The sequence below is a fragment of the Clostridium culturomicium genome (assembly GCF_000821305.1).
Taxonomy (GTDB): Bacteria; Bacillota; Clostridia; order Clostridiales; family Clostridiaceae; genus Clostridium_J; species Clostridium_J culturomicium.
The window spans coordinates 441,666-464,695 of sequence record NZ_CCXK01000016.1; the positions used below are offsets into that span (position 1 = coordinate 441,666).

The 23,030-nt window shown below is 31.9% G+C and carries 26 protein-coding genes; 5 read left to right on the plus strand and 21 right to left on the minus strand.

Annotated elements, in window-relative coordinates; all coding sequences use genetic code 11:
- Window positions 1-123: 123 nt before the first annotated feature.
- The 17 genes from scfB to BN1075_RS11475 form a co-directional block, all read right to left on the minus strand.
- Window positions 124-1,485, minus strand: coding sequence for a thioether cross-link-forming SCIFF peptide maturase (gene scfB, locus BN1075_RS11395; protein ID WP_040193262.1), 1,362 nt, complete (start codon window positions 1,483-1,485; stop codon window positions 124-126).
- Window positions 1,486-1,547: 62 nt separating this feature from the next.
- Window positions 1,548-1,685 carry a six-cysteine ranthipeptide SCIFF gene (gene scfA / locus BN1075_RS11400; RefSeq protein ID WP_035134469.1) on the minus strand — a complete coding sequence of 46 codons (138 nt, stop codon included), beginning with the start codon at window positions 1,683-1,685 and terminating at the stop codon, window positions 1,548-1,550.
- Window positions 1,686-1,712: 27 nt separating this feature from the next.
- A complete protein-coding gene (locus BN1075_RS11405) occupies window positions 1,713-2,081 on the minus strand; it encodes a TIGR04086 family membrane protein (protein WP_040193265.1) in 369 nt (122 codons plus the stop codon).
- Between the two features lie 58 nt (window positions 2,082-2,139).
- Entirely contained in the window at window positions 2,140-2,427 is a 288-nt protein-coding gene (yajC, locus tag BN1075_RS11410) for a preprotein translocase subunit YajC (protein WP_040193266.1), read from the minus strand.
- A gap of 57 nt (window positions 2,428-2,484) precedes the next feature.
- Window positions 2,485-3,618 carry a tRNA guanosine(34) transglycosylase Tgt gene (gene tgt / locus BN1075_RS11415; protein ID WP_040193267.1) on the minus strand — a complete coding sequence of 378 codons (1,134 nt, stop codon included), beginning with the start codon at window positions 3,616-3,618 and terminating at the stop codon, window positions 2,485-2,487.
- Window positions 3,619-3,772: 154 nt separating this feature from the next.
- On the minus strand, window positions 3,773-4,798 hold the full coding sequence (queA, locus tag BN1075_RS11420; RefSeq protein ID WP_040193268.1) for a tRNA preQ1(34) S-adenosylmethionine ribosyltransferase-isomerase QueA: 1,026 nt from the start codon (window positions 4,796-4,798) through the stop codon (window positions 3,773-3,775).
- A 45-nt stretch (window positions 4,799-4,843) separates the two neighbouring features.
- Entirely contained in the window at window positions 4,844-5,863 is a 1,020-nt protein-coding gene (gene ruvB, locus BN1075_RS11425; RefSeq protein ID WP_040193269.1) for a Holliday junction branch migration DNA helicase RuvB, read from the minus strand.
- Between the two features lie 19 nt (window positions 5,864-5,882).
- Entirely contained in the window at window positions 5,883-6,476 is a 594-nt protein-coding gene (gene ruvA / locus BN1075_RS11430; protein WP_040193550.1) for a Holliday junction branch migration protein RuvA, read from the minus strand.
- Window positions 6,477-6,772: 296 nt separating this feature from the next.
- Window positions 6,773-7,426: a hypothetical protein gene (locus tag BN1075_RS11435; RefSeq protein WP_040193270.1), complete on the minus strand. Its 654-nt coding sequence runs from the start codon at window positions 7,424-7,426 to the stop codon at window positions 6,773-6,775.
- 337 nt (window positions 7,427-7,763) lie between these two features.
- On the minus strand, window positions 7,764-8,177 hold the full coding sequence (locus BN1075_RS11440) for a DUF3785 family protein (protein WP_040193271.1): 414 nt from the start codon (window positions 8,175-8,177) through the stop codon (window positions 7,764-7,766).
- Window positions 8,178-8,302: 125 nt separating this feature from the next.
- Window positions 8,303-9,148: an SAM hydrolase/SAM-dependent halogenase family protein gene (locus tag BN1075_RS11445; RefSeq protein WP_040193273.1), complete on the minus strand. Its 846-nt coding sequence runs from the start codon at window positions 9,146-9,148 to the stop codon at window positions 8,303-8,305.
- Between the two features lie 2 nt (window positions 9,149-9,150).
- A complete protein-coding gene (locus BN1075_RS11450; protein WP_040193274.1) occupies window positions 9,151-9,948 on the minus strand; it encodes a GNAT family N-acetyltransferase in 798 nt (265 codons plus the stop codon).
- 10 nt (window positions 9,949-9,958) lie between these two features.
- The gene (locus BN1075_RS11455; protein ID WP_040193275.1) at window positions 9,959-10,801 is read right to left on the minus strand and encodes an SAM hydrolase/SAM-dependent halogenase family protein; all 843 of its coding nucleotides are present in this window, start codon (window positions 10,799-10,801) and stop codon (window positions 9,959-9,961) included.
- Window positions 10,802-10,821: 20 nt separating this feature from the next.
- Complete coding sequence (locus BN1075_RS11460) at window positions 10,822-11,655, minus strand: energy-coupling factor transporter transmembrane component T family protein (RefSeq protein ID WP_040193276.1); 834 nt, start codon at window positions 11,653-11,655, stop codon at window positions 10,822-10,824.
- A complete protein-coding gene (locus BN1075_RS11465; RefSeq protein WP_040193277.1) occupies window positions 11,652-13,364 on the minus strand; it encodes an ABC transporter ATP-binding protein in 1,713 nt (570 codons plus the stop codon). The genes BN1075_RS11460 and BN1075_RS11465 overlap by 4 nt, the downstream gene beginning before the upstream one ends.
- Before the next feature lie 149 nt (window positions 13,365-13,513).
- Window positions 13,514-14,077 (minus strand): ECF-type riboflavin transporter substrate-binding protein, encoded by a 564-nt coding sequence (locus BN1075_RS11470; RefSeq protein ID WP_040193278.1) that lies wholly within the window; start codon window positions 14,075-14,077, stop codon window positions 13,514-13,516.
- A gap of 88 nt (window positions 14,078-14,165) precedes the next feature.
- On the minus strand, window positions 14,166-14,903 hold the full coding sequence (locus BN1075_RS11475) for a GntR family transcriptional regulator (protein ID WP_040193279.1): 738 nt from the start codon (window positions 14,901-14,903) through the stop codon (window positions 14,166-14,168).
- Window positions 14,904-15,719: 816 nt separating this feature from the next.
- Between BN1075_RS11475 and BN1075_RS21940 the strand changes: the two genes are divergently transcribed.
- Window positions 15,720-15,887: a hypothetical protein gene (locus BN1075_RS21940; protein WP_197072304.1), complete on the plus strand. Its 168-nt coding sequence runs from the start codon at window positions 15,720-15,722 to the stop codon at window positions 15,885-15,887.
- A 29-nt stretch (window positions 15,888-15,916) separates the two neighbouring features.
- Here BN1075_RS21940 and BN1075_RS11480 read toward each other — a convergent pair whose 3' ends face one another.
- From BN1075_RS11480 to BN1075_RS11495, 4 genes are all read right to left on the minus strand, one after another.
- Window positions 15,917-16,666, minus strand: a complete 750-nt coding sequence (locus BN1075_RS11480; protein ID WP_052406515.1) for a phosphatase PAP2 family protein — start codon at window positions 16,664-16,666, stop codon at window positions 15,917-15,919.
- 150 nt (window positions 16,667-16,816) lie between these two features.
- A complete protein-coding gene (locus tag BN1075_RS11485; protein WP_040193280.1) occupies window positions 16,817-17,845 on the minus strand; it encodes a glycosyltransferase family 2 protein in 1,029 nt (342 codons plus the stop codon).
- Window positions 17,846-17,873: 28 nt separating this feature from the next.
- Entirely contained in the window at window positions 17,874-19,034 is a 1,161-nt protein-coding gene (gene glf, locus BN1075_RS11490) for a UDP-galactopyranose mutase (RefSeq protein ID WP_040193281.1), read from the minus strand.
- A gap of 251 nt (window positions 19,035-19,285) precedes the next feature.
- On the minus strand, window positions 19,286-20,368 hold the full coding sequence (locus BN1075_RS11495; protein WP_081911566.1) for an AI-2E family transporter: 1,083 nt from the start codon (window positions 20,366-20,368) through the stop codon (window positions 19,286-19,288).
- A gap of 180 nt (window positions 20,369-20,548) precedes the next feature.
- On the opposite strand from BN1075_RS11495, the gene BN1075_RS11500 reads away from it, so the two are divergent.
- From BN1075_RS11500 to BN1075_RS11515, 4 genes are all read left to right on the plus strand, one after another.
- Window positions 20,549-21,046, plus strand: coding sequence for an RNA polymerase sigma factor (locus BN1075_RS11500; protein ID WP_040193282.1), 498 nt, complete (start codon window positions 20,549-20,551; stop codon window positions 21,044-21,046).
- Window positions 21,036-21,602, plus strand: coding sequence for a zf-HC2 domain-containing protein (locus BN1075_RS11505; RefSeq protein ID WP_040193283.1), 567 nt, complete (start codon window positions 21,036-21,038; stop codon window positions 21,600-21,602). Before BN1075_RS11500 ends, BN1075_RS11505 begins: the two co-directional genes overlap by 11 nt.
- A gap of 26 nt (window positions 21,603-21,628) precedes the next feature.
- Window positions 21,629-22,402 carry a YfjL-like protein gene (locus tag BN1075_RS11510; protein ID WP_040193284.1) on the plus strand — a complete coding sequence of 258 codons (774 nt, stop codon included), beginning with the start codon at window positions 21,629-21,631 and terminating at the stop codon, window positions 22,400-22,402.
- A 72-nt stretch (window positions 22,403-22,474) separates the two neighbouring features.
- Complete coding sequence (locus BN1075_RS11515; protein ID WP_040193285.1) at window positions 22,475-22,993, plus strand: DUF4362 domain-containing protein; 519 nt, start codon at window positions 22,475-22,477, stop codon at window positions 22,991-22,993.
- Window positions 22,994-23,030 lie beyond the last annotated feature (37 nt).

Here is a 23,030-nt window from a genome sequence, read left to right on the forward strand (position 1 = left end):
TTGATGAGAATTAACGAAGTTTTCTTAATTATAAAGATATTTAAATCCTTTTACTTTACAATTCTACATTTTTATACATAAAAGCCCTTGAAACCTCAACAGTCCAAGGGCTTCTTTAATTCATTACTTAGACGTTTTTGCTTTTAATGCTATTGCACATTCAATTCTCTTCTTTTGCATTTTACAGCCTAACTCATATGGTATGTGAACATCTCCATTGAAGTTAAAGTTATTAGCTTGACAGCCTCCACTACAATAGAATCTTGCCCAACATCCCTTACAAGTTGGTTTATTGTAAATATGAGCGTCCTTAAGTTCTTGAACTATTTTAAAGTTTTTCACACCATTATAGATATCACCCATTAAGAAATCTGGATTTCCAACAAATTGATGACATGGATAAACCTCTCCATCCGGAGTAACAGCCACATATTCATGCCCTGCTCCGCATCCTGAAATTCTCTTATAAATACATGGTCCACCTTGAAGGTCAATGTTAAAGTGATAGAACTTAAATTCCTTACCTTCTTCATGCTTTTGTATCATGTATTCACAAAGCTTATCATACTGATCAAATATTGTTTCTAAATCACTTTCTCTTAAAGATAGTTCATGCTCATCTGGAAGCACAACTGGTTCTATAGATATTTCATCAAAACCTTCATTTACAAAGTGCTTAACATCTTCAAAGAAGTCTGTGTTTTCTCTTGTAAATGTACCTCTAACATAGTAAGTCTTTGATTTATCTCTTACATCTACCATATTTTTTATTTTTGGAAGAATAGTATCGTATGATCCTGTTCCATCATATCTGATTCTAACCTTATCATTAACTTCTTTTCTTCCATCTATGCTTAAGATAATATTTCCCATATTTTTATCTAGGTAATCCATCTTCTCTGCATCTAAAAGTGTTGCATTAGTTGTCATTGTAAATCTTATATTTTTGTTATATATTTTCTCTTGCTCTCTAGCATAATCAACGATTTCCTTTATTGTATCAAAAGCCATTAATGGCTCACCACCAAATAAATCGACCTCTATGTTTCTTCTTTTCCCTGAATTCTTTATAACAAAATCTATAGCATCTTTACCAACTTGTGTACTCATGGATTTTCTGCATCCCTTATACTCACCTTCATCAGCAAAGCAGTATTTACACTTTAAATTACAATCATGGATTATATTTAAGCACAATGCCTTTATTGCAACTTCAGCCTTTTCACTTAACATTGCAATTCCTTCATACAAATCCTTAGAGTATAGTAGTTCATCGTCTACCAGCTCTTTTAATTCACTATATACTTCTTCAATCTCTTCAACTGAATACTTATTTTTATAAATTTCTTTTAATTCATCTACGCTCTTTAATTTATCTGCATCAAGCATATCATACACAAGCTCGTCCACTTCATGTACTGCACCTGAATTAACATCGATTACGTAAAAATCATTACCTTGTCTAAATTTATGTATTAGTTCCATTTTTTATTTTCCTCCTAAACTAAACATAAAGCAGTAACCTTAGTTACTGCCTTAAAAAATGATTAGTTCTCACACTCTAAGTTAGCTACTGTACAAGAAGTTTTACATGCTGATTGGCAAGAGTTAGCGCACTCTTTGCAGCCTGGCTTCTTTAAGCTTTCTTTGATGTTAGACTTATTGATTGTCTTTATGTGTTTCATTCCCTATCCCTCCAAGTGTTAATAAATCTATAAATTAACTCCTAACATTCCTGACAATGAACCTGCCACTAATGCAAGGATTAATCTAACTATGTCTCTTGTTTGAAATGATAATTCCCTGCCAAAAGCTAAAGATACAGCAAAAATTATTAACATATAAAAGAATGCCACCAATAATCCAACTAACCATCCCTTACTTCCAATTTTTAATGCTGCAAATACTGATCCATATGCAACACTAAGAAGCGTTGCAATTACTAAAACTACAGAAGTAACTGTATCGCTTGGTGTTAAAAATGATGTAATTAGTGAATATATTAGGACAAATAAAATTGTTAATACTGATGCTCTAAGCACCCCAAAACCAATGGCTGAATAATTGAATTTCTTATACATACTTAAACCCCCCTATACCTAATAAATATTCATATATAAGGGGATTTATGCTGATTTCCTACTGAACTTCAGTAGGCTCGTTAGCCTTTTTTGAAATTGAAGCAATTGCAAGTTTGCTCATTTTTATTCTTGCTCTGTCTGGGCCGCTCTCAAGAATGAAGAACTCATCTTGAAGGTTAATGATTCTACCCATAATTCCGCCTTTAGTCATGATTTCGTCATTAACTGCTAATGAGCTTATCATATCATTGTATTGTTTCTTTCTTTTCTTCTCTGGTACGAAGATCATAAAGTAAAATAATACAAATACAAGTATCATTGGAATAAATGCTGCTAATTGTTGCATTTAAAACCACTCCTTTCAAATCTTATATGTATATATTAATTTTTAATAGATACCTAACTATTTATCTCCAATTTTCCATTCTGCTAGTTTCTGAGCCTTAAACTCTTCGAAATAATCACCATCAATAGCAGTTCTTATATCTTCCATAAGCTTATTATAGAAGTACAGATTGTGAAGTACACATAATCTCATAGCTAACATCTCTTTAGCCTTGAATAAATGTCTTATGTATGCTCTTGTATAATGCTTACATGCAGGACATTGACATCCTTCGTCTATAGGCCTTTTATCAAGTTCAAATCTAGCGTTCATGATATTTATTTTACCATACTTAGTAAATACATGTCCATGCCTTCCGTTTCTAGCTGGAAGTACACAATCGAAGAAATCTACGCCTCTTGCTACTGCCTCTAATATATTTTCTGGAGTTCCAACTCCCATTAGATATATTGGTTTATCTTCAGGTAAGTGTGGCACAACAGCATCAATTGTTCTATACATTTCTTCATGAGTTTCACCAACGGCTAATCCTCCAATAGCATATCCATCTAAATCCATTTTAGCAATAGTTTTTGCATGCTCTATTCTTATATCTTCATAAACTCCACCTTGATTTATACCAAACAGCATCTGTTTTTTATTTATTGTATCAGGTAAAGAGTTTAATCTGTCCATCTCAATTTTACATCTCTCAAGCCATCTTGTTGTTCTTGCAACTGACTTCTCAACATATTCTCTAGTTGATGGATTTGGTATACATTCATCGAAAGCCATTGCAATTGTTGATGCAAGATTGCTTTGGATCTGCATGCTTTCTTCTGGCCCCATAAATATCTTCTTACCATCTATATGTGAACTGAAGTAAACCCCTTCTTCTTTTATCTTTCTAAGTCCTGCTAAAGAGAATACCTGGAATCCGCCTGAGTCTGTTAAAATTGGTCTATCCCAATTCATAAACTCATGTAATCCACCGTTAGCAGCAACAACCTTATCTCCTGGTCTTAAATGTAAGTGATAAGTATTTGATAGCTCTACTTGGCAGCCAATTTCTTTTAAATCCATAGATGATACAGCACCCTTTATTGCTGCAAGAGTTCCAACATTCATAAATACTGGAGTCTGTATTTTCCCATGAGGAGTAGTAAACTCTCCACGTCTAACTTTTCCACTTTTCTTTAATAATTTATACACCTGTACATCGTCCTTCCCTGTTCTGAACAAAGTTAATCTTAAGTGAGAACCTAAATTTTCAATTTAATTCTTAAAATATATTCATATCCTTCATTTAAAGTATACGCTCATTTTTTCACTTTGAATCTCCAATTTAGTTTATATGATATACACACTAATTTATAAACATAGCATCTCCAAAGCTGAAGAATCTATATTTGTTTTCTACTGCAGTCTTGTAAGCATTCATTACGATTTCTCTAGTTGAGAAAGCACTGATAAGCATAATTAAAGTTGATTCTGGCAAATGGAAATTAGTAATAATAGCATCAACGATCTTAAACTTATAACCTGGGTAAATAAATATACTAGTATATCCACTTAAAGGCTTAACAACCCCATCTTCAGATGCAATACTCTCTAAAGTCCTGTTTGATGTAGTACCAACTGCTATAACCCTACCACCACTCTGTTTTGCACTATTAATTATTGCTGCATTCTCTTCATCTAAAATATAAAATTCTGAATGCATTTCATGCTCTTCAATATTTTCTGCTTTAACTGGTCTGAAGGTTCCAAGACCAACGTGAAGAGTTACAAAGGCAACCTTAACACCTTTTTCTTTTATGTCTTCTAAAAGTTCTTTTGTGAAGTGAAGCCCTGCTGTTGGTGCAGCTGCTGATCCAACTTCTTTAGAATAAACCGTCTGATAGCGCTCTCTATCTTCAAGCTTTTCTTCTATGTATGGTGGTAGTGGCATTTCTCCAAGTCTATCAAGAACTTCTTCAAAAATCCCATCATAGAAAAACTTAATTTTTCTATTTCCATTTTCTAAAACTTCAACAATCTCTCCTGTAAGCTCACCGTTTCCAAAAACAAAACGTGCACCTACTTTACCTCTTTTACCTGGTTTAACAAGAGTTTCCCAAACATCATCGGGATATCTTCTTAAAAGAAGAAACTCCATTTTACCTCCAGAGCCTTCCTTCGCTCCGTATAATCTTGCAGGCATAACCCTGGTATCATTTAAAACTAAACAATCTCCTGGGTTTAAATAATTAATTATATCTTTAAACACTTTATGTTCTAATTCGCCTGTCTTTTTATTAAGAACCATTAATCTTGACTCATCTCTTTTTGCCAAAGGATGCTGAGCGATTAATTCATGTGGTAAATCAAAATAAAAATCTTTTACCTTCAAAACTGACACTCCTTTACTTTCTTTTGTTTCCCTAAAACCTCATATTTAAAATCTTAATTGACCCATATGATCTGGTATAAGTCTTCCTAAATGGTCATAAGCTTTGTGTCCAGCTACTCTGCCTCTTGGCGTTCTAATTATAAAGCCCTTTTGAATTAAATAAGGCTCATATACATCCTCTATAGTATTGACCTCTTCTCCAATAAAATAAGCAAGAGTTTCAATACCAACAGGACCACCACCAAAATTATCAATAATAGCTTCCAATATTTTATTATCTAAACGATCAAATCCCTCACAATCAATCTCTAATAATTTCGTCGCTTGTTCAACAATTTCCTTATCGACATTGTTAACACCCTTAACCATAGAATAATCTCTCACCCTTTTTAACAATCGGTTAGCAATTCTTGGTGTTCCCCTTGACCTTTTTCCCAGACATAGTGCCCCTTCTTCATCCATTTTAATTCCAAAAATATCTGAGGATCTTATTATTATTTCTTTAAGCTCTTCATCCGTGTAATATTCCATAGAACACAGCACTCCAAACCTATCTCTTAAAGGAGCTGTTAATAATCCAACCCTTGTAGTTGCCCCTATCAATGTAAACCTAGGCAGATCTAACCTTATAGATTTTGCTGCGGCTCCCTTACCAATAACAATATCAAGTGCATAATCCTCCATGGCAGGATAAAGAATTTCTTCAACAGACCTGTTCAATCTATGAATCTCATCTATGAACAAAACATCATTCGTATTAAGGTTAGTTAATAATGCCGCTAAATCACCCGCTCTCTCAATTGCAGGTCCTGAAGTAACCTTAAGGTTCCCCCCCATCTCCTTTGCCACAATATTTGCAAGGGTCGTTTTCCCAAGTCCTGGGGGCCCATATAGAAGAACATGGTCTAAAGCCTCATTTCTCATTTTAGCGGCCTGTAAAAAGATATCCAACTTCCCCTTAACCTTTTCCTGACCTATATATTCCTTAAGACGTTGGGGCCTTAGGGAATATTCAACTTCTGTATCTTCCTCTACACTACTAGAGGTGATAAATCTATCGTCCATAATACCCCTCCGTTCTATTTTATCCCATTAATATTCTTAAACATTCCTTAATAATCTCTTCAACACTCTTAGTTTTGTCAGCTTTTTCAACTGCCTTTTCTGCTTCCTTATCAGAATACCCTAACGCCATAAGTGCTCCTACAGCTTCTGCAAGCTTTTCACTATGACCATCCACAAGTTCTTCTAAAGATGTCACATGAACAGCCTCACCTTTTCCAACCTTATCTTTAAGCTCAAGAATTATTCTTTGAGCAGTTTTCTTTCCTATTCCAGGTGCTTTTACAATTAATTTCTCATCTTCTGTGATTATGGCATATTTAAGATTTGAAACACTAGCAATGGACATTAAAGACAACGCAGCCTTAGGTCCTACTCCATTAATCGCTATAAGAAGATTAAACATTTCTATTTCTTCTTTAGTTAAAAAACCATACAATCCAATAAAATCCTCTCTAACGATTTGATGTGTAAAGATTTTAACTTCATTCTCCGTAGAAGGCATATTAGAAATCGTACTTCCTGATGTGAAAATCTTATATCCAATATTTCCACATTCTATAACAATATATTCTTTTTCTATAGACTTAAAAATCCCTTTTATGTATTCGTACATTAAACCACCCATTTCCTTAAGTGAACCTCCAAATTTTACATTTGGCTAAGGCGAAGTTAAGTAAGAGTCTAAAAGTGATGCTCCAAATCTATGATTTGGTCAGCAGAACTTTCACTACGTGCATCTTTGATTTAGTTCCTCAAACTTACTCAGTAGAGCACTCATTCGACTATTTTTGAGAATGAGTTTCCTTTATATACTTTATCATCTATACCCTCACAATTCAACATAAACTATATTAAAGTTTAGCAAACAAAAACCTAAGAACAATTTACGTTCTTAGGTTTTGTTTAAAACTATGTGCTACAAAGAGCTTGAGCATACTCTATAGCTTCTTGTATATCTGAAAACTGGTAATCAGCCTTTCCTTCATAAAAAGTCTTTAGTAAATTACCTCTGTTTTCTATGTCTTTTATTTGTAAGTAAGAAGTTCCATCCCCTTTAGGATTTATAATCTGATCTTGAGCAATCTCAATAGTCTCATTACTATTCTTCTTATAGATAACAACATTATCTTCTGCTACACCAATAAAGTAACATTCATCGTCATACTTGAATCCTGGGATATTTTTTTCAAATACAACTTCATCGCTTGAAAACTTATCAACTGTATATCCAAAATTTGAAAAAATCTTATCTGCTTCTTTTTCTGTTAATCCTAAAAGTTTATCTTGTTCAACATTAATTGGTTGTTCTAAGTTTTCACTTGCTTTAACCTTATTTATACAATTTCCATAATTAAGAACAAACTTTATCTCTGTATCCTTATTAATTATAGTATTATCTTCTCCAAAGGCATTTGTTTCCTTTGCATCACCAAGAAAACCTAAAATACCGTCATTTCCTCTTAAAATACCTATACTAACAGTATAACTAAGTAAAAAGACAATTATACCTATGCACACAAAAATTATATATGATTTCGCATTTTTTTTAATCCTATCAAACATACAATCCCTCCTCTATTAGGGATTGTTGACAAGTCTGATTTTTTTATACATCAGTTAAGAAGATTTTGTAAATAAATTGTAAAATCAAACTTCTTCTAGTTTTAAAACTTTAATATAATATAGAATTTAAAATTAAGAATGTAGAATGATAGGTGAAATTTAGCTAACGCTGAATTTCTTTATTGCTAAGTAAAATAAATTTTGTTCTTTATAAAACTATTTTTTTCAATTTAATAATAAAATTGAAATCATTTCTAACTTTAAATTATTCACAAGAAATTCTATAAGAATATCCTCCACCATTCTAAATTCTACATTCGGACATTCTAAATTAAAATTACATATCGCATTGTTCAATAGCTATATTATAAGTTTTGCAATCCTCACATAATAAAACTGATACAATATAGCTGTTATCTATCTTTCTCTCTTTAACTAACTGAGTATAAGAAGTATTTTCAAAGTCCTTGCTTATGTTACTAATTATATACTTGCCACCTTTAGTGAAGACATAAAAGTGATACTCTAAAAATCCATAGTGCTTTTTATCCTGTGTTTTCCCTCCACCGCATTCTTCGCATTTGTCAGCAAAATACTCATAATCAAAGTCGACTTCTTCATTTGTTTCGTTTAAAAGTTCTATAATCTCTTCTACGTCAAAGTTTTCTACGTCTTCATTATCTATATAAGTAAGATTTTCTTCTCCTAAAACAAACTCATCATCACCATGTGCAAACTTAAATTCTAACATAACGTACCTCCATAATATTAATTCTCTTTATGTACATTTTTTATTATTTACCAACATTATCTACATTATATATGATTTTTCAACATTTTAAAATAAAAAAGCACCAAATACTGGTGCTTTTCATTTTATCTATTAACTTTTCTAAATTCTATTGTCCAGTTGATTCCTGTGCCAACACTGTATGCTTTAGCAAAGTTTCCTTGGTTTATAGCTAAAGCCATTCTGTATAATGAGTTAACATAGATTATTTGTTCACTTATACGAACATCTGCAAAAGATTTTCCATAGACAACTAAGTTGTTATACACTAAACTTGGTCCGTTTTGAATTATAACTTCTACTTTTTCACCTATTTCAAATCCTGCTGCTAAGAAATCTTCTCTTGTTATATTAGTCCATAAGCTTCCAAAACGAACGTCAAGGATATCAATGCTTCCTTTAATTCCAGTTTCAGTTCTTACAACTTCACCTAATTCAACTTCCACTATTCCCTCAACACTTAACTCTTCTCCAACTTCTTCAAAAGTTATTTGTCCTGATGCAAGCTTAGCACCAGTAAATGCGTAAACGTCTCTACCATGGAAAGTGTAAGAATGCTCTGTATTTTGACGACGGTGCTTGATTTCCTCTATTTCACGAACTGCAACTATTCCAACATACTTTTTAAGATGTGTTAAAGTTCCGTTATCTGGTGTAACAATGTAATGACCATCCTTAGTTAAAGCTACAACACTCTTTCTGCTTGAACCAACACCTGGATCTACAACAGATACGAATACTGTTCCTTTTGGCCAATACTCTACAGCCTGAAATAAACGATATGATGCTTCATCTAGCTGATATGGTGTTATGTCGTGAGTTAAATTATATAATCTTAAATCTTCACTTACTTCATGTGCAACTCCATACATTGCTGCAACTGCTCCGTCAACTAATCCAAAATCACTTTGAAAAACTAATATTTTCTTCATTCTTATTTCCTCCCTAAAATTGCCCATTTATCAATGTTTTTAAATCCTAATTTGTAATAAATTTTTCCTGCATCAGGATTATTAAAGAATAGACATGCAGACTTTCCTCTTGAAATGAGACTAGAAGCCAAAGCCCCAACCATCTTGCTGCCTAATCCATTGTTTCTATATTCAGGTAAAGTGAAAATCCCGCCAATCATACCTGCAACACTTGTTTCTGCTGTAGTATTACCGTGGCTTATTATTTTCCCATTTTCCTTCATAAACATATGAATACCCTCTTTTGTCTTAATTCGGGTACTTATTTGCTTATACCTTTCTTGTACATCCTCTGAATACATACCTTTAAACTCTTCAATAAGGCCATAAGTCTCTGCTATTTCCATAGCATCTTCATATTCAGCAACAACAATATCGGTCTCTTCTTTTCTTAAAGAGCTTCCATCTTTAAGTTCACAGAAAAACATTTCTTTTTTATTGTAATTCTCTGCAACTAAGGGATAAAGAAGATTTATTACAGAAAGCTTTCCACTGATAACCTTACTATCCATTTTGGATAAAAGGCAATTTACTTCCTCTATGTCCATATCCAAGTCCTTACTGTAGACAATGAAGTTGTCGTGGTACCTTAGTACCACTCCAACTAATTTATCATTCAGCTCTTGCATCCAGACATCTTGGAATTCACTATCAAAACCAAAGTTCTCTATATCACCCATAATAAACAGGTTGATAGATGGCTCTGATTTACAATAGTCCATAATTATGAATCTATGTTCCTCATTTGCCTTGATAAGCATACTATATCTCCTATTTTTCGAATTCAACTACCCAATCAGATCCAAAGCTTAAGTTATGCTTCTTGCATAAGCTTCCTTGACTTACAGCCATAGAAACCTTCATAAGCTCATTATTGTATATCATTACGTCACCTTTTTTAGCATATCCAAATGACTGATGGAATAATACTTTATCACTGTAAACTACTTCTCCTTCATGTTTAACAGTTACATTTAAGTAATCACCGTACTCAAATCCAGCTTCTTTAAACATTGATAGAGGAATATTAGTCCATAGGTTTCCAAAGTTAGGGTCATTAACTTCGAATATACCGCAAACCTTATTACCTTCTACTGATGGCTCTAATATTTCATGGCATACTATTTCATCAACACTATACTTAGGACCTACACCTTCGAAATCTATTATTCCGCTAGCAAGTCTTGCTGCACAGTATCCAAATAAGTCACGTCCGTGGAATATAGCAACTCCTTCAGTTCCTTTTCCTTTTAAACGGTTTACTGTTTCATCAATTTCTCTTACTTCTTCAATTCCAACCCATGCTTTTAAGTGAGTTAAAGCACCGTTATCTGGAGTTACAACATAATATCCATCTGTAGTTCTAGCTACACATGCCTTACGTGGTGTACCAACACCTGGGTCAACAACTGATACAAATATTGTTCCTTTTGGCCAGAACTTCATAGATTGATATAATCTGTATGAAGCACTCCATGTATCGTATTGAGCTATCTCGTGAGTACCATCGATAATCTCTAGTTCTCTGTCAACGCTTTTTACAACGCCATACATTGCACATACTGCCCCTTCTTTATAAGTAAAGTCCGTTTGAAATACTAACATTGGTTTCATATTAATTTCCTCCCCTAAGTCTATATAAATGGATTATAGAATCTACTCTTGTTAACAAATACTGTTATGCATATAGTTGCAATAAATATTCCTGCAGAAACAGCAATAGCAGTATAGTCTTCTTTGGTTAATTTTTTTCTGTTGTACCATGTACGTTTCTTCTCTTTACCAAATCCACGTAAATCCATAGCATTACTTATATTCTCGACTCTGTCTAAAGTTGAAAATATAAGAGGTATTACTATTAGTACTGAATTTTTAAATCTATCCCAAAGCTTAGCCTTAGAAGACATTTCAAGCCCTCTAGCCTGCTGCGAAAGACTTATATCATGATATTCTCTTTGAACATCCGGAAAATATCTTAGTGTTAAAGCTACTGCATAAGATGCCTTGTAACTTACACCTATTCCACTTAAAGCAGCTGCAAACTCACTAGGATTAGTAGTTAATAAAAAGATAATTCCCAGTGGAACAACCGATGCATATTTAAAGAACTTTGTTATTAAGTAAAATAACTGTTCAATTGTAATGGTATAATGTCCAAATAAACGCACAAGTTCATGCCTTGTTCCATAAATTCTTACGCCCTCTTCTGGAGCAAAGAAATAGGTTAAAATTACGTTGGTAGCCAAAAACACCAAAACATAAATCATCATTACTTTAATTTGAGTAAACTTTATCTTAGATATTTTAAGTAATATAAATGAAAATACTAAAATACCTAAATTTATTCTTATGTCATAAGAAAACATTACTGAAAATGTTAAACATAAAAAGCATATTAATTTTGTTAAACCTGATAATCTGTGAATATATGTGTCTACAAGGTTATAGGAAAATAACTTTGCCTTCATCTATTTTCCACCAACCTTTCATAATCAATAAATCCTTGAACAAACGCTGTTCCATCTTCGATTCCCGCAAGAGTTGCTAAATTATAAAGAGATGTTTCCTTTAAATTAGCTTCATTAATTACATCATCATTAGTTAAAATAACAGATGATGGTGCATCTTCAATTTTTCTTCCGCCAGCAATAGCAATAGCTCTTGGTGTATACTCAAGCATTAAATGCATGTCATGGGTAATCATGATGATTGTAACACCCTCAGCATTTAACTCTTTTAAAAACTCCATAATTTCACTATAATGACGATAATCTTGGCCTGCAGTTGGCTCATCAAGAATGATGACCTTCGGATCAAGTACTAAAATAGATGCAATTGTAACTCTTTTCTTTTGTCCATAGCTTAATGCAGATATAGGCCAAGATTTAAATGGAGCTAATCCACATATCTTAAGAACCTTTTCCACTCTTTCAGTTATTTCTTCTTCACTTACACCTCTTAAACGCAGCCCTAATGCAACCTCATCAAATATCATTGCCTTGGAAATCATCTGATTTGGATTCTGCATTACTATACCGATATTTTCAGCACGTTCTTTTATACTTTTGCTGCTGATATCTTTTCCATCATAAAAAATTTTACCGCAATCTTCCTTAATAAAGCCACATATTACCTTTGATAAAGTGGATTTTCCAGCTCCATTTTTTCCAACGATAGATACCATTTCGCCTTTTTTAACATCTAAAGTTACATCATTTAATATATTTCTAACGCCATCATAAGAGAAAGATATATTTTCTAACCTTAAAATTGATGGTCTATCATCTTCACTTGTATTCTTTACAATAGATTTATGCCATGCAGACACCTTACTTTTTTCTTCTTCATTAAGCGTTAAAGTATCAATATGCCCTGGTCTCATTTCCTCGGTAATGTTAACTCCCGCATATTTTAAAGCAGTTACGTATAAAGGCTCTCTGATACCATTGTCCGTTAAAATCGATGTTGATAACAATTCATCAGGACGCATGTCAGCAAGGATTCCTCCATCATGAACCAGTATAATTCTATCTACATCACGATGTAATACATCCTCTAATCTATGTTCAATTATTACTATTGTCTTATTTGACTGCTTATGAATGTCATCTATTATCTCTATGGCACTTTTTCCTGTTGCTGGATCTAAGTTTGCTAAAGGCTCATCAAAAAGTAATATATCAACATCATCTATCATTACTCCACCTAAAGCAGTTCTTTGCTTTTGTCCGCCTGAAAGCTCATATGGTGAAGATGCTAACCAGTTTTCCATATCAACTAGCTTTGCTACTTTTTTTACTCTTTCCTTCATTTCTTCTGTTGGAATACAATCATTTTCTAATGCGAAAGCGATATCTTCTCCAACTGTTATTCCTACGAACTGACCATCAGAATCTTGAAGCACAGTTCCTACCATTTTAGATAATTTAAAAATATTTTGTTCTTTACTTTCTAAATCATTGATTTTTAAGCTTCCACCAATCTCACCCTTATAAGAAAAAGGTATCAGTCCATTTAAGCAATGTCCTAGAGTACTTTTACCACTACCACTAGGTCCTACTATTAATACTTTTTCTCCTGGATATATCTTTAAATTTATATTTTTTAAAGTTGGGTGGGCTTGACTAAAATATTGAAATGTAAAGTCATTAAATTCAATAATTGGTTTCTTATTCATTATTGCAGTCTCCCTTTATCCATAAGTAAACATCCAAACCTTTAATTTGGTAATATGAGGTTAAGTGAGAAACTAAATTCATAATTTAGTTTCTCAAACTCACTATTCAAGTATTCCTTCAAATAAACCTTAGAAGGAATACTTTATAATTAATCTCTGCTTAAGCTTCCTTTTTTAGTTCTTGTTTTAGCATAAGCAATTAAAAGTAATGTTCCCATAACTCCTGTAGCTATAGAGTTTAATATAGCAGCAATTGCTCCTTGTGTAAATACAAGGTTTACTGGCTCACTATAAACAACGATATCCAATACTGGCGCTAATAAAAGCCAAGCAAATACATTTCCGATAATTTGAATAACATTAAATGTTATAATATCTTTTTTACCGAAATCGCCCTCTTCTACCCCTGTTCTCTTGTAAGCAAAACCAAATATGAAACTTGCAACTCCACTTGCTATAACCCAGCTCCACCATGGTGATCCATACTGAACAGCATCACTTAAAGCATGACCTATGAATGCAATTAATCCACTAGCAATTGGTCCAAATAAAGTACCAAAGAATGCACTTAAACCATATGCAGTTTGAAAGCTTGTTTCTGGCACTGGTGATGGCACCTTAACATACATAAATAGAAGCATGAATATAGCTGCTCCGAGTCCAGTAGCAACAATAGTTTTCGTGTTAACCTTGAAGTAATCCTTGAATTTCATTTTAAGTTCCCCCTTAGATTAAATTTTTATAATTACATATAGACATCTATTATACACTATTAATGTGCATTTTAGATACTAAAATATACTAGATTTTTATGGTGACTTCATACCTTTCTGGTCTGAAATAAAATTTACATCTACATATCGGAACCTCTTCCCTGTTATGTAAAACTTCTTCAATATAAATAATCTGATGATTCTTTCCAACCTTCAAAAATTCTGTTATATTCTCTTCTGCATTTACTATTCTAATATTAATAACGGAAGAATCAGCAATTTCAAATATTGTCTTATTAATCAGTTTTGAAACATCTTTCTCTGAGTTCAAATCCACATTAAGTTGTTCAATATGTTTAACTGGAATTTGAAGAAATGCATGTCCAACTGGAACTTCATCAACATAGTACACCACATTACTTGCTAGTATAACCTCACTAGCCTTAATCTTAAGCTTCTTCTGTGCAACATCCGTCGGTGGTCCAAAGTTATAATCTATGTCTATCGCATCTATTTCATCTTTGGAACAGCTAATCATCATATTGTTTATTCTTTTCTCTACAGTATTATTTTTCTCTTCTTTATAAGTAATAATTGAACTTTTCCCTTGCTGTTTTTCAATCAGCCCATCTTCTCTTAATATTGTTAAAGCTTGTCTTAATGTATTCCTGCTAACACCATATTTTTCTGTAAGCTCAACTTCACTTGGAAGTTGACTGCCATATTTATAAAATCCATTTATTATATCAGAATATATCATATTATAAATCGGCACATAGCTAGGAATTTTTTTATTCGACTTACTTACTACTTTTCTTTCACCCATAATTTCAACCCCACAAGTCCGCAAAAATAAATTCCGTTTACCCCATTGAACTTCCCTGCAATAAACTTGTTGAACAAGTCCAACCTGCAATTTTTCAATTCTAAAACAATATTACAAACCTAGAAATAAGTTTTTCGAACTATTTTTATCTTATATCCTTATTATACACGATGATGCACAAATTTTCTACGTTTTTTTCGATTTATTATTCGTATTTTATCAAAAATATTTATTTTTTTTAGTTTTTCACCTTTATTTCACTTGTTTAATGCTTATTATTCGAACTTTAGATGTAGAACAAGTTTATTTTATTTTCAATTAATTAACTTACTGATAAATGTGCTATACAATTTAAAGGGTCATCTAAACTTTCTAGATGACCCTTTAAATTTGCTCCTCTTGTAATTTTCTATTCCTTTTCCTTAGGAGCTTTAATTCCAGCTTTTGAAGATATGTGTTCCTTAACATTTCCAGTTTTAGGGTTGCTAGGAGTATGCTCATGATTCTTTGATAACTTAGACATAGATTTAAAACCTCCTAATGATTTTTTCTACATTTATAGTATGTGTCCAAACTTACCTTTAATACATTTAAATAAATCCAAATCTGTTTTATTCCCCTTCTTTTCCTTCAATCCCCACCATAATTTATTTACCTTAGGACAAACTACTTAATGATATCTATTTAATCTTTTCAACTCATAGCTCTGCTAAATTATTTAAACTAATAATCTAAATATTACCTTAGATTATTCCAACTCACTCCTAAAATTATATAGGAGTATGAGTTGTCATTATTTTAAAGGAGGTATCTCTTATGACTGATAACAATAAAAGCCGCTTAAAGGATCATAAGTATAGTCAATCTAAACTTAGAAAAATGTATCCTAAAGATGGCGCAGATGTTGGAATTGTTAACGGAGTCAAAATAGGCTCCTACGCAAATAGCAAGGATCACTCTCATAAAAACGAAGTTACTTACTAACCAAAATACGCTCTAAAAAAAGGAAATCCTTATATAGGATTTCCTTTACTATTAACACATTCTTTTATTACTTTACGCTTCATAAACTTAATCAAAACTTTATTCCAATCAAAAACATAAGAAATATAATAAAGAGGAATTGATAATGCTATAGCTGCAAACATATCTAAAATTGAATGCTGCTTGATAAATACTGTTGATAGGCATATAGAAACTGCCATAATAGCAGATGCTGTACGAACAAATTTACTTCCGCTAAATTTCTTTGATTTCATGATTCCAATATGAATACCAATAGAATTCAAACAGTGAATACTCGGTAATACATTAGTAGGAGTATCAATAGAGTAGATATATTTAACAATATCAACCATAAAATTATCTCTTGCAAATTCCGTTGGCTTCATATCTATCCCATTTGGAAATACAGTATAAATTATTAAGCAAATGGTCATTCCAACAAGTAAAAACATTCCTATTCTCACAAAATCTCTTCTAGAAGTAAACATAAAATATATCATAACCACTGCCACATATCCAAACCACATTAAATATGGGATAACAAACACTTCCCAGAATGGTATCAACGAATCTAATGGAGAATAAATAATATTTACATTTACATTTATTTTCTCTAAGGCCGCAAACCAAATAGAGTATATTGGAAAATATATCATTATAGCTAACGGACTAAACTTATATATCTTTTCTTTAACACTTTCACACATTTCAAGCTTTATTTCTTCAGATACCACGTTACCTTTTATAACTTCTTTCATATTCATCATCCTCTTTATAAGACTACTTTTAAATGAATAACCAAATCAAAGATTTGGTTAATGCGAATTTGCTCCTTCGACTATTTTTGAGAGGAGTTTCTTTAAATTCTATTAAAAACAAATGTAGTGGATGTTAATAACCTTTTAACTTTAGTTAAATTTATATATCCTGCTAGCTATTCTATATAGGCCTATACCTAACTTTCTTCCCAATTTTCCTGGCAGATTCATAAACAATGCAATTGATGCATACTTAAAGTGTCTATATAAAGCTTCATCCTTTTGTTTAATATGTTTCCATAATTCTTTTTTCTTTTGCAGCGCTTCTTCGCTTCCATCAACAAGTAAAAGCATCTGGCATACAACCACCATCATTGCTAAGTAGTTTCTCATATAAACACCTAGTCTTTTATTTGTTTTTATCAGTTCTGAAATATCATAAGCATCTAACATAGCATTGGTTACTCTTAGCTGTTGATCTACCCTTTTAACCATAACTGCTTCATTTACCGATTGATCATCTCTTCCTATAAAATATCTATATAAATCTAAATCCATATAATAAATACTTTTTACAAAAGGTAGAGGTACATATGCGAATAAATTATCCACATAAAAAGTATGCTTTGGAAGTTCCAACCCACTTTTTCTCACCACTTCTGTGCGATATAAAAGGGAATGCATTAAAAGATATCTATCTATACTAAATCTCTTTGTCTCCGCCCAATGAATAATTTTATTTTCTGGAAGTATACCTCTGTAATCCATAACAACCTGTGAATTATCTCTTGAATGCTCATAAACATAATTACAGATAAATAAGTCAATTTCTTCTTTACCCTTCATCAATTCCTTAATTCTTCCAATAAGTGCTTTTCCACATTTAACATCAATCCAATCGTCAGAATCTACAACTTTAAAGTATTTTCCTGTTGCATTCCTTATTCCCTGGTTAACCCCTTCACCATGTCCACCATTTTCTTGATGTATCACTCTAACAACCTTTGGATATTTCTCCCCATAACTATCAGCTATTTTAGCTGTATCATCCTTTGATCCATCATTAACTATGATTATTTCTATATCTTCTTCATTACCACATGCTAATAGTGTTGAAATACAATGATCCATATATGCTGCTGAATTATAGCATGGAACAACAAATGTTAATATTTTCATAGCCACAACTCCTATTTCTTTATATTTACTAATTATTTAATATTTTATCTGCAAGCTCTAAAGCATGAGCCACAATCTGATCCATATTGTAATACTTGTACTCAGCTAATCGTCCTAAAAGATATACATTTTTTACTTTCTTTAGATCCTTACAATACTCATCATACTTATTTCTATTTTCTTCATTTAATATGGCGTAATAAGGAGTTTCCCCCTCTGCTCCTGTATACTGTCTTGAATACTCTTTAACGATAGTGGTTGTCCCACTAATCTTCTGCCCAGAAAGATATTTAAATTCTGTAATACGAGTATACGGTTCATCTACAGTATAATTCACTGTTCCCCTTGGCTGATAGTAATCTATATTATGAGTCTCAAACTTAAAATCAAGAGTTCTATATGGAAGTCTTCCATATTTACACTTCATAAGTTCATCTATAGCTCCTGTATATATTACTCCACCATTAAAAACTTTATTGTCAACATAAACCTGATTTTCTGTAAACTTTAAGATGTCACCCGCATCAAGCTTTAACTTTACAGTTATATTCGGATGATTTAAGAGATTTTCAAATACTTTAGTGTATCCATCCCTTGGAACCCCTTGAAACTTGTCCTGAAAATATCTATTATCATAAGATATATGAACTGGCACCCTTGCAATAACAGATTTATCTATTTCATTAGGACTTTGCCCCCATTGCTTCATAGTATAATAAAGAAATACATTTTCATATATATACTTTCCTAGTTCAATTAATTCCTCATCCTGCTGATTTTGCAATTCTAAAATTGATACTTTTTTATCTAGCCCATAAACCTTTAGCAATTTTTCTTTTAATCTTTCCGCCTTATCTTCCTCATAAGTTAGCTTTAAAGAATTTAGATTAAATGGAATAGGAATGTAATTTCCTCCGATACTTCCTACAACCTCATGGCTGTAATCATACCACTTCGTAAAATTACTTAAATACTTATATACATTTTCATTATTTGTATGGAATATATGCGGACCATATTTATGAATAAGCACTCCAGCTTCATCCACAAAATCATAAGCATTTCCACCCAAGTGACTTCTTTTATCTATAATTAAAACTTTTTTGTCACCTTCTTCAGCTAGTTTTCGAGCCATTACACTGCCAGCAAAACCACAGCCTACAACAATATAATCAAAATTAGTCTCCATACAATCTCCCTACTTTTATATATATTTATTATCTCGGTCTCCACAGATTATACCATAGGAACTTCCTTTTTTCCATTAAGAGTTAACATGTAAGAAATTTTTAAGATATTCGAAAGAAAAAATATACTTTTATAAGGAAACTCCTTCTCTCTTTTTTCGAAGGAGTAAGTTCACATATACCAAATCATATATTTTGATGTTCACTTAAAAATCAGGCAGAAATATTTCAACGAATTTCTGCCTGATATAATTTAAATTTCTTGTCTGTAATTATACTTTTCAACACTCTTATCCATATATATCTTTATTACTCCCATAACTGGAACAGATAAGATCATTCCCATTATTCCAAAGAATCCACCACCAATAGTAACTGCAAGTAAGGTTAATATTGGACTTAAACCAAGCTTGCCTCCAACAAATTTAGGCTCAATTATATTACCTTCAATCTGCTGTAAAACAAGAAGAAATATCAAGCTTATTATTGCAACTTTAAAGCTATAGAATACATTTATTAACACAGTTGGCACCATACCAATTATCGGTCCAAAATATGGAATCATGTTAGTAAGTCCACAGATAATCCCAAGTAGCAACGCATATTTAGAACCAATCAGTGCTAAGCCCACAAAGCTGACAACTCCAACGAAGAAAGAATCTATTGACTTAGCCACAATGTATGTACCAATATTAGAATTGAAAGTTTTAACAACATCTATTACCAAGCTAGCCTTTTCTTTTTTCAATATAATATACGTAAGCTTTTTAAAGTATTGTAAAATCACTTCTTTATCAATAATTATATAAACAGAAATTATTAGTCCTAAAACTACATTTACAACTATAGTAGTTACAGAAAATGTTGCCGCTAAAAAGTTATCTAAAATTATTTTAACAAGCTCACTTATTTTAGGAATCATAGTTAACAATGTATCTTGAATCTGTGACATATACGGTCCAATAACAGAATCAAAATTGCTAGTTATCCAAGCCTCAACTTCTGCTGTATACTGTGGAATCTGATTTATAATATCAATAATACTATTTGTTATAGATGGCAGAATCATTATAACAAAACCAACTGTCATAACTAAGGCTACCCCATAAATAATAAGTATCGTCATCCATCTTTTCATTTTAAGTTTTTTTTCCATCCAATCAACCAAAGGTGCAAGTATATATGCTATAATCGCTCCAATAATAAATGGAGTAAGTAATGACATTATTTTAGAAATAATTCCCCAAAAATAACTGTAATTGTCTACAAAACATATTAAAATATAGGATATAACTAAAGTTATAATTAAACCTATGTAGCTCTTTATACTTTTCAAAATTTCACACCCTTATCTATCTTACTGAAACCTATGATATCACAGTAATATGTACTGTTCAATAATTACAAACTTCAATTTTTCAAAAAACTTTTAAATATTTGTAACACTATCAGCTTTCATGGTACTAATACCACGAATAATTGATTATTTATAAACTTTTACGAAGGGAGGAGTGAAATGACTTTTTTAACTTCCTTATACGGAGAAATTCAGCCTAAGCTATATAGCTTCTTTTATATGAAAACAGGAAGTAAAGAGCTTGCAGAAGATCTAACCCAAGAAGTATTTTATCAAGCCTTAAAAACTTATGGTTCCTTTAAAAACAACTGCTCCTTAAAAACTTGGATTTTTTCTATTGCTAATAATCTATTGAAAAAGCACTATAGAAACAAAAAATACTTCAAAGCCCTAGAGAATAAACTTATTATAGAGAGTCCCATAGCTGAAAGTCTAGAGGATGCAATAATAGAAAAAAATAACCGATTTCAGCTAATGGCTGCAATAAACAAATTAGATGAATTAACTAGAGAAATTGTTCTCCTCAGAATTTACGGTGAACTCTCCTTTAAAGAAATTGGAGATACCTTAAGTAAAACTGAAAATTATGCACGGGTAACCTTTCACCGTGGAAAATTAAAAATTCAAAAGGAAATGGAGGTACATAATGAATACTAATTGTTTTATAATAAGGGACTTAATGCCTTTATATAACGAAAATCTGCTAAGCAATGAAACCACAGAATGGGTAAATGAACATCTTGAAAACTGCAAGGAATGCAAAGCCCTTGTTGAAGCTTCTTCTACAGAACTGAGTCCAGAACCTATAGAAAACATTATGAATCAGGAAGCTATGTTTAAGAAAATAAATAGGAAATTATCTATGTATCAAATAATTTTTGTGGGACTTTCATTTTTCATAGCAATAAATACATCTCTTTTAAATGAAAGCTTTGGATTCATCCTTTGGTATCCTGTACTTGGTGCAGTTACATACTTATTTTATAAGGATATGAGACTAGTATTCCTGCTTTCCTTTGTTCCAATCTTCTTATGGGCTTTTAGTTCAAACCTTTTAGACTTCATTAACAGTTCATACTTAGATATGTCCTTATTGGAAGTTTTAAGTCATAGCTTAATTAGTTCAACAACTATATCACTATTCCATGTAATATTTGCTTTCATCGGAAGCATTATTGGCCTTCTAATGATAAAAATAAAAAATATTAATTAGGTACCTATTGAAAAGGAGTTTAATTTATGAAAAAGAAAAAAATCATATATATATTACTATTGATTGTATTAGCTAGTTTTATTTTAACAGTTTATAATGCCTTTAATGGAAATCCCATAAGTAATGCCATAGGGAAAAAATTAGTCATTAATTATCTTAAAGATACCTATCCTGATGAAGAGTTCAGAGTAGAAAAAGGGTTCTACAACTTCAAATTCAGTGAATATTCCTACGACGTAATTAAAATTGGAGAATACCCTTATGCTACACTCTCATCTGATCCATCCCAAATCGAATTAGAAAAGTTTGCTCAAGGACTAAATTATTATGTAACTGTTAAAGGAACTTTCAACCCAAGAGTTAGATATGATGCCATCAGATATGCAAGGCTTGATGAAAAGCTGTCTCAAAAACTAAGTGAAGAAGCAAGTTCAGAAATTTTCTCTGCCCTTCAAAAAGAACTTCATAATCTTAAGGCTATTGAAGCCAATGTAGAGATTTTAAAATTTACTATAGATGAGAATACTTCATGGTCAAAAGATTTAATTCTTGATGAACCTATTTCTCTTCACATGATCACTGATGCAACAAATCAGAGCCCTGAAGAAGCTCTAGCAGACGGTATTATACTCCAACAACTTCTTGAAGAACATGGCTATACTTATTCCACCGCAACCATTAATGGAAACGCCTTTGATAAAGAGCTTGGTGAAAAGGATGAGTATGGATATGTTAAATACTCCTTCAGTTTTACGCCTAATACTTCACTTTCAGTAAAAGACATAGATACATTTAAATAACAATTCTGGGCAACCTATAAACATAAATATTACAGCAGCTTCAAAGAATGAAGCTCTTATGGAGGTATGTTTATGAAAAGGGTTGTCCTTATTTTATCAGCAATGATTTTGTGTTTTTTTACCACCTCATTAGCTGTTGATAACCTATATAACAGCAATTTAAAATGCAGCTTCACTTTACCATCATCAGCTTATAATGATTTATCCCTGCTTTCCAAAGAATACCTGCCAGATGAAGCTATAAAAAATGGTGATGTAGTCTTGGACCAAATTTTCAAATACAATGTTGAAATACTAGATAACTTTATTGAAAGCTATGAAAAAAAGACTCTTAAGGCAAATGAAATGGTCAGAATTACAAGATATACAATTGAAGGTTCACCTATAATATCAGATTTAATTTTTGTAAATAACAAACTCATCCTTAAGGAGGATAAAAGCCGTAACTTTTATTCAGGGCCTAAAGATTTAATAATAAAAGAATATGAAATTAAACGAATCTACACAAAGGTAGTTAATAATACTATCTTTTACATGGTAGAAACTACCTCCGGTGAAAAATTTTCAATAGCAGCCTTTCATATAAATTAAATTTTACCGCAATAAAAACCTCGTTACTTAACTAAAC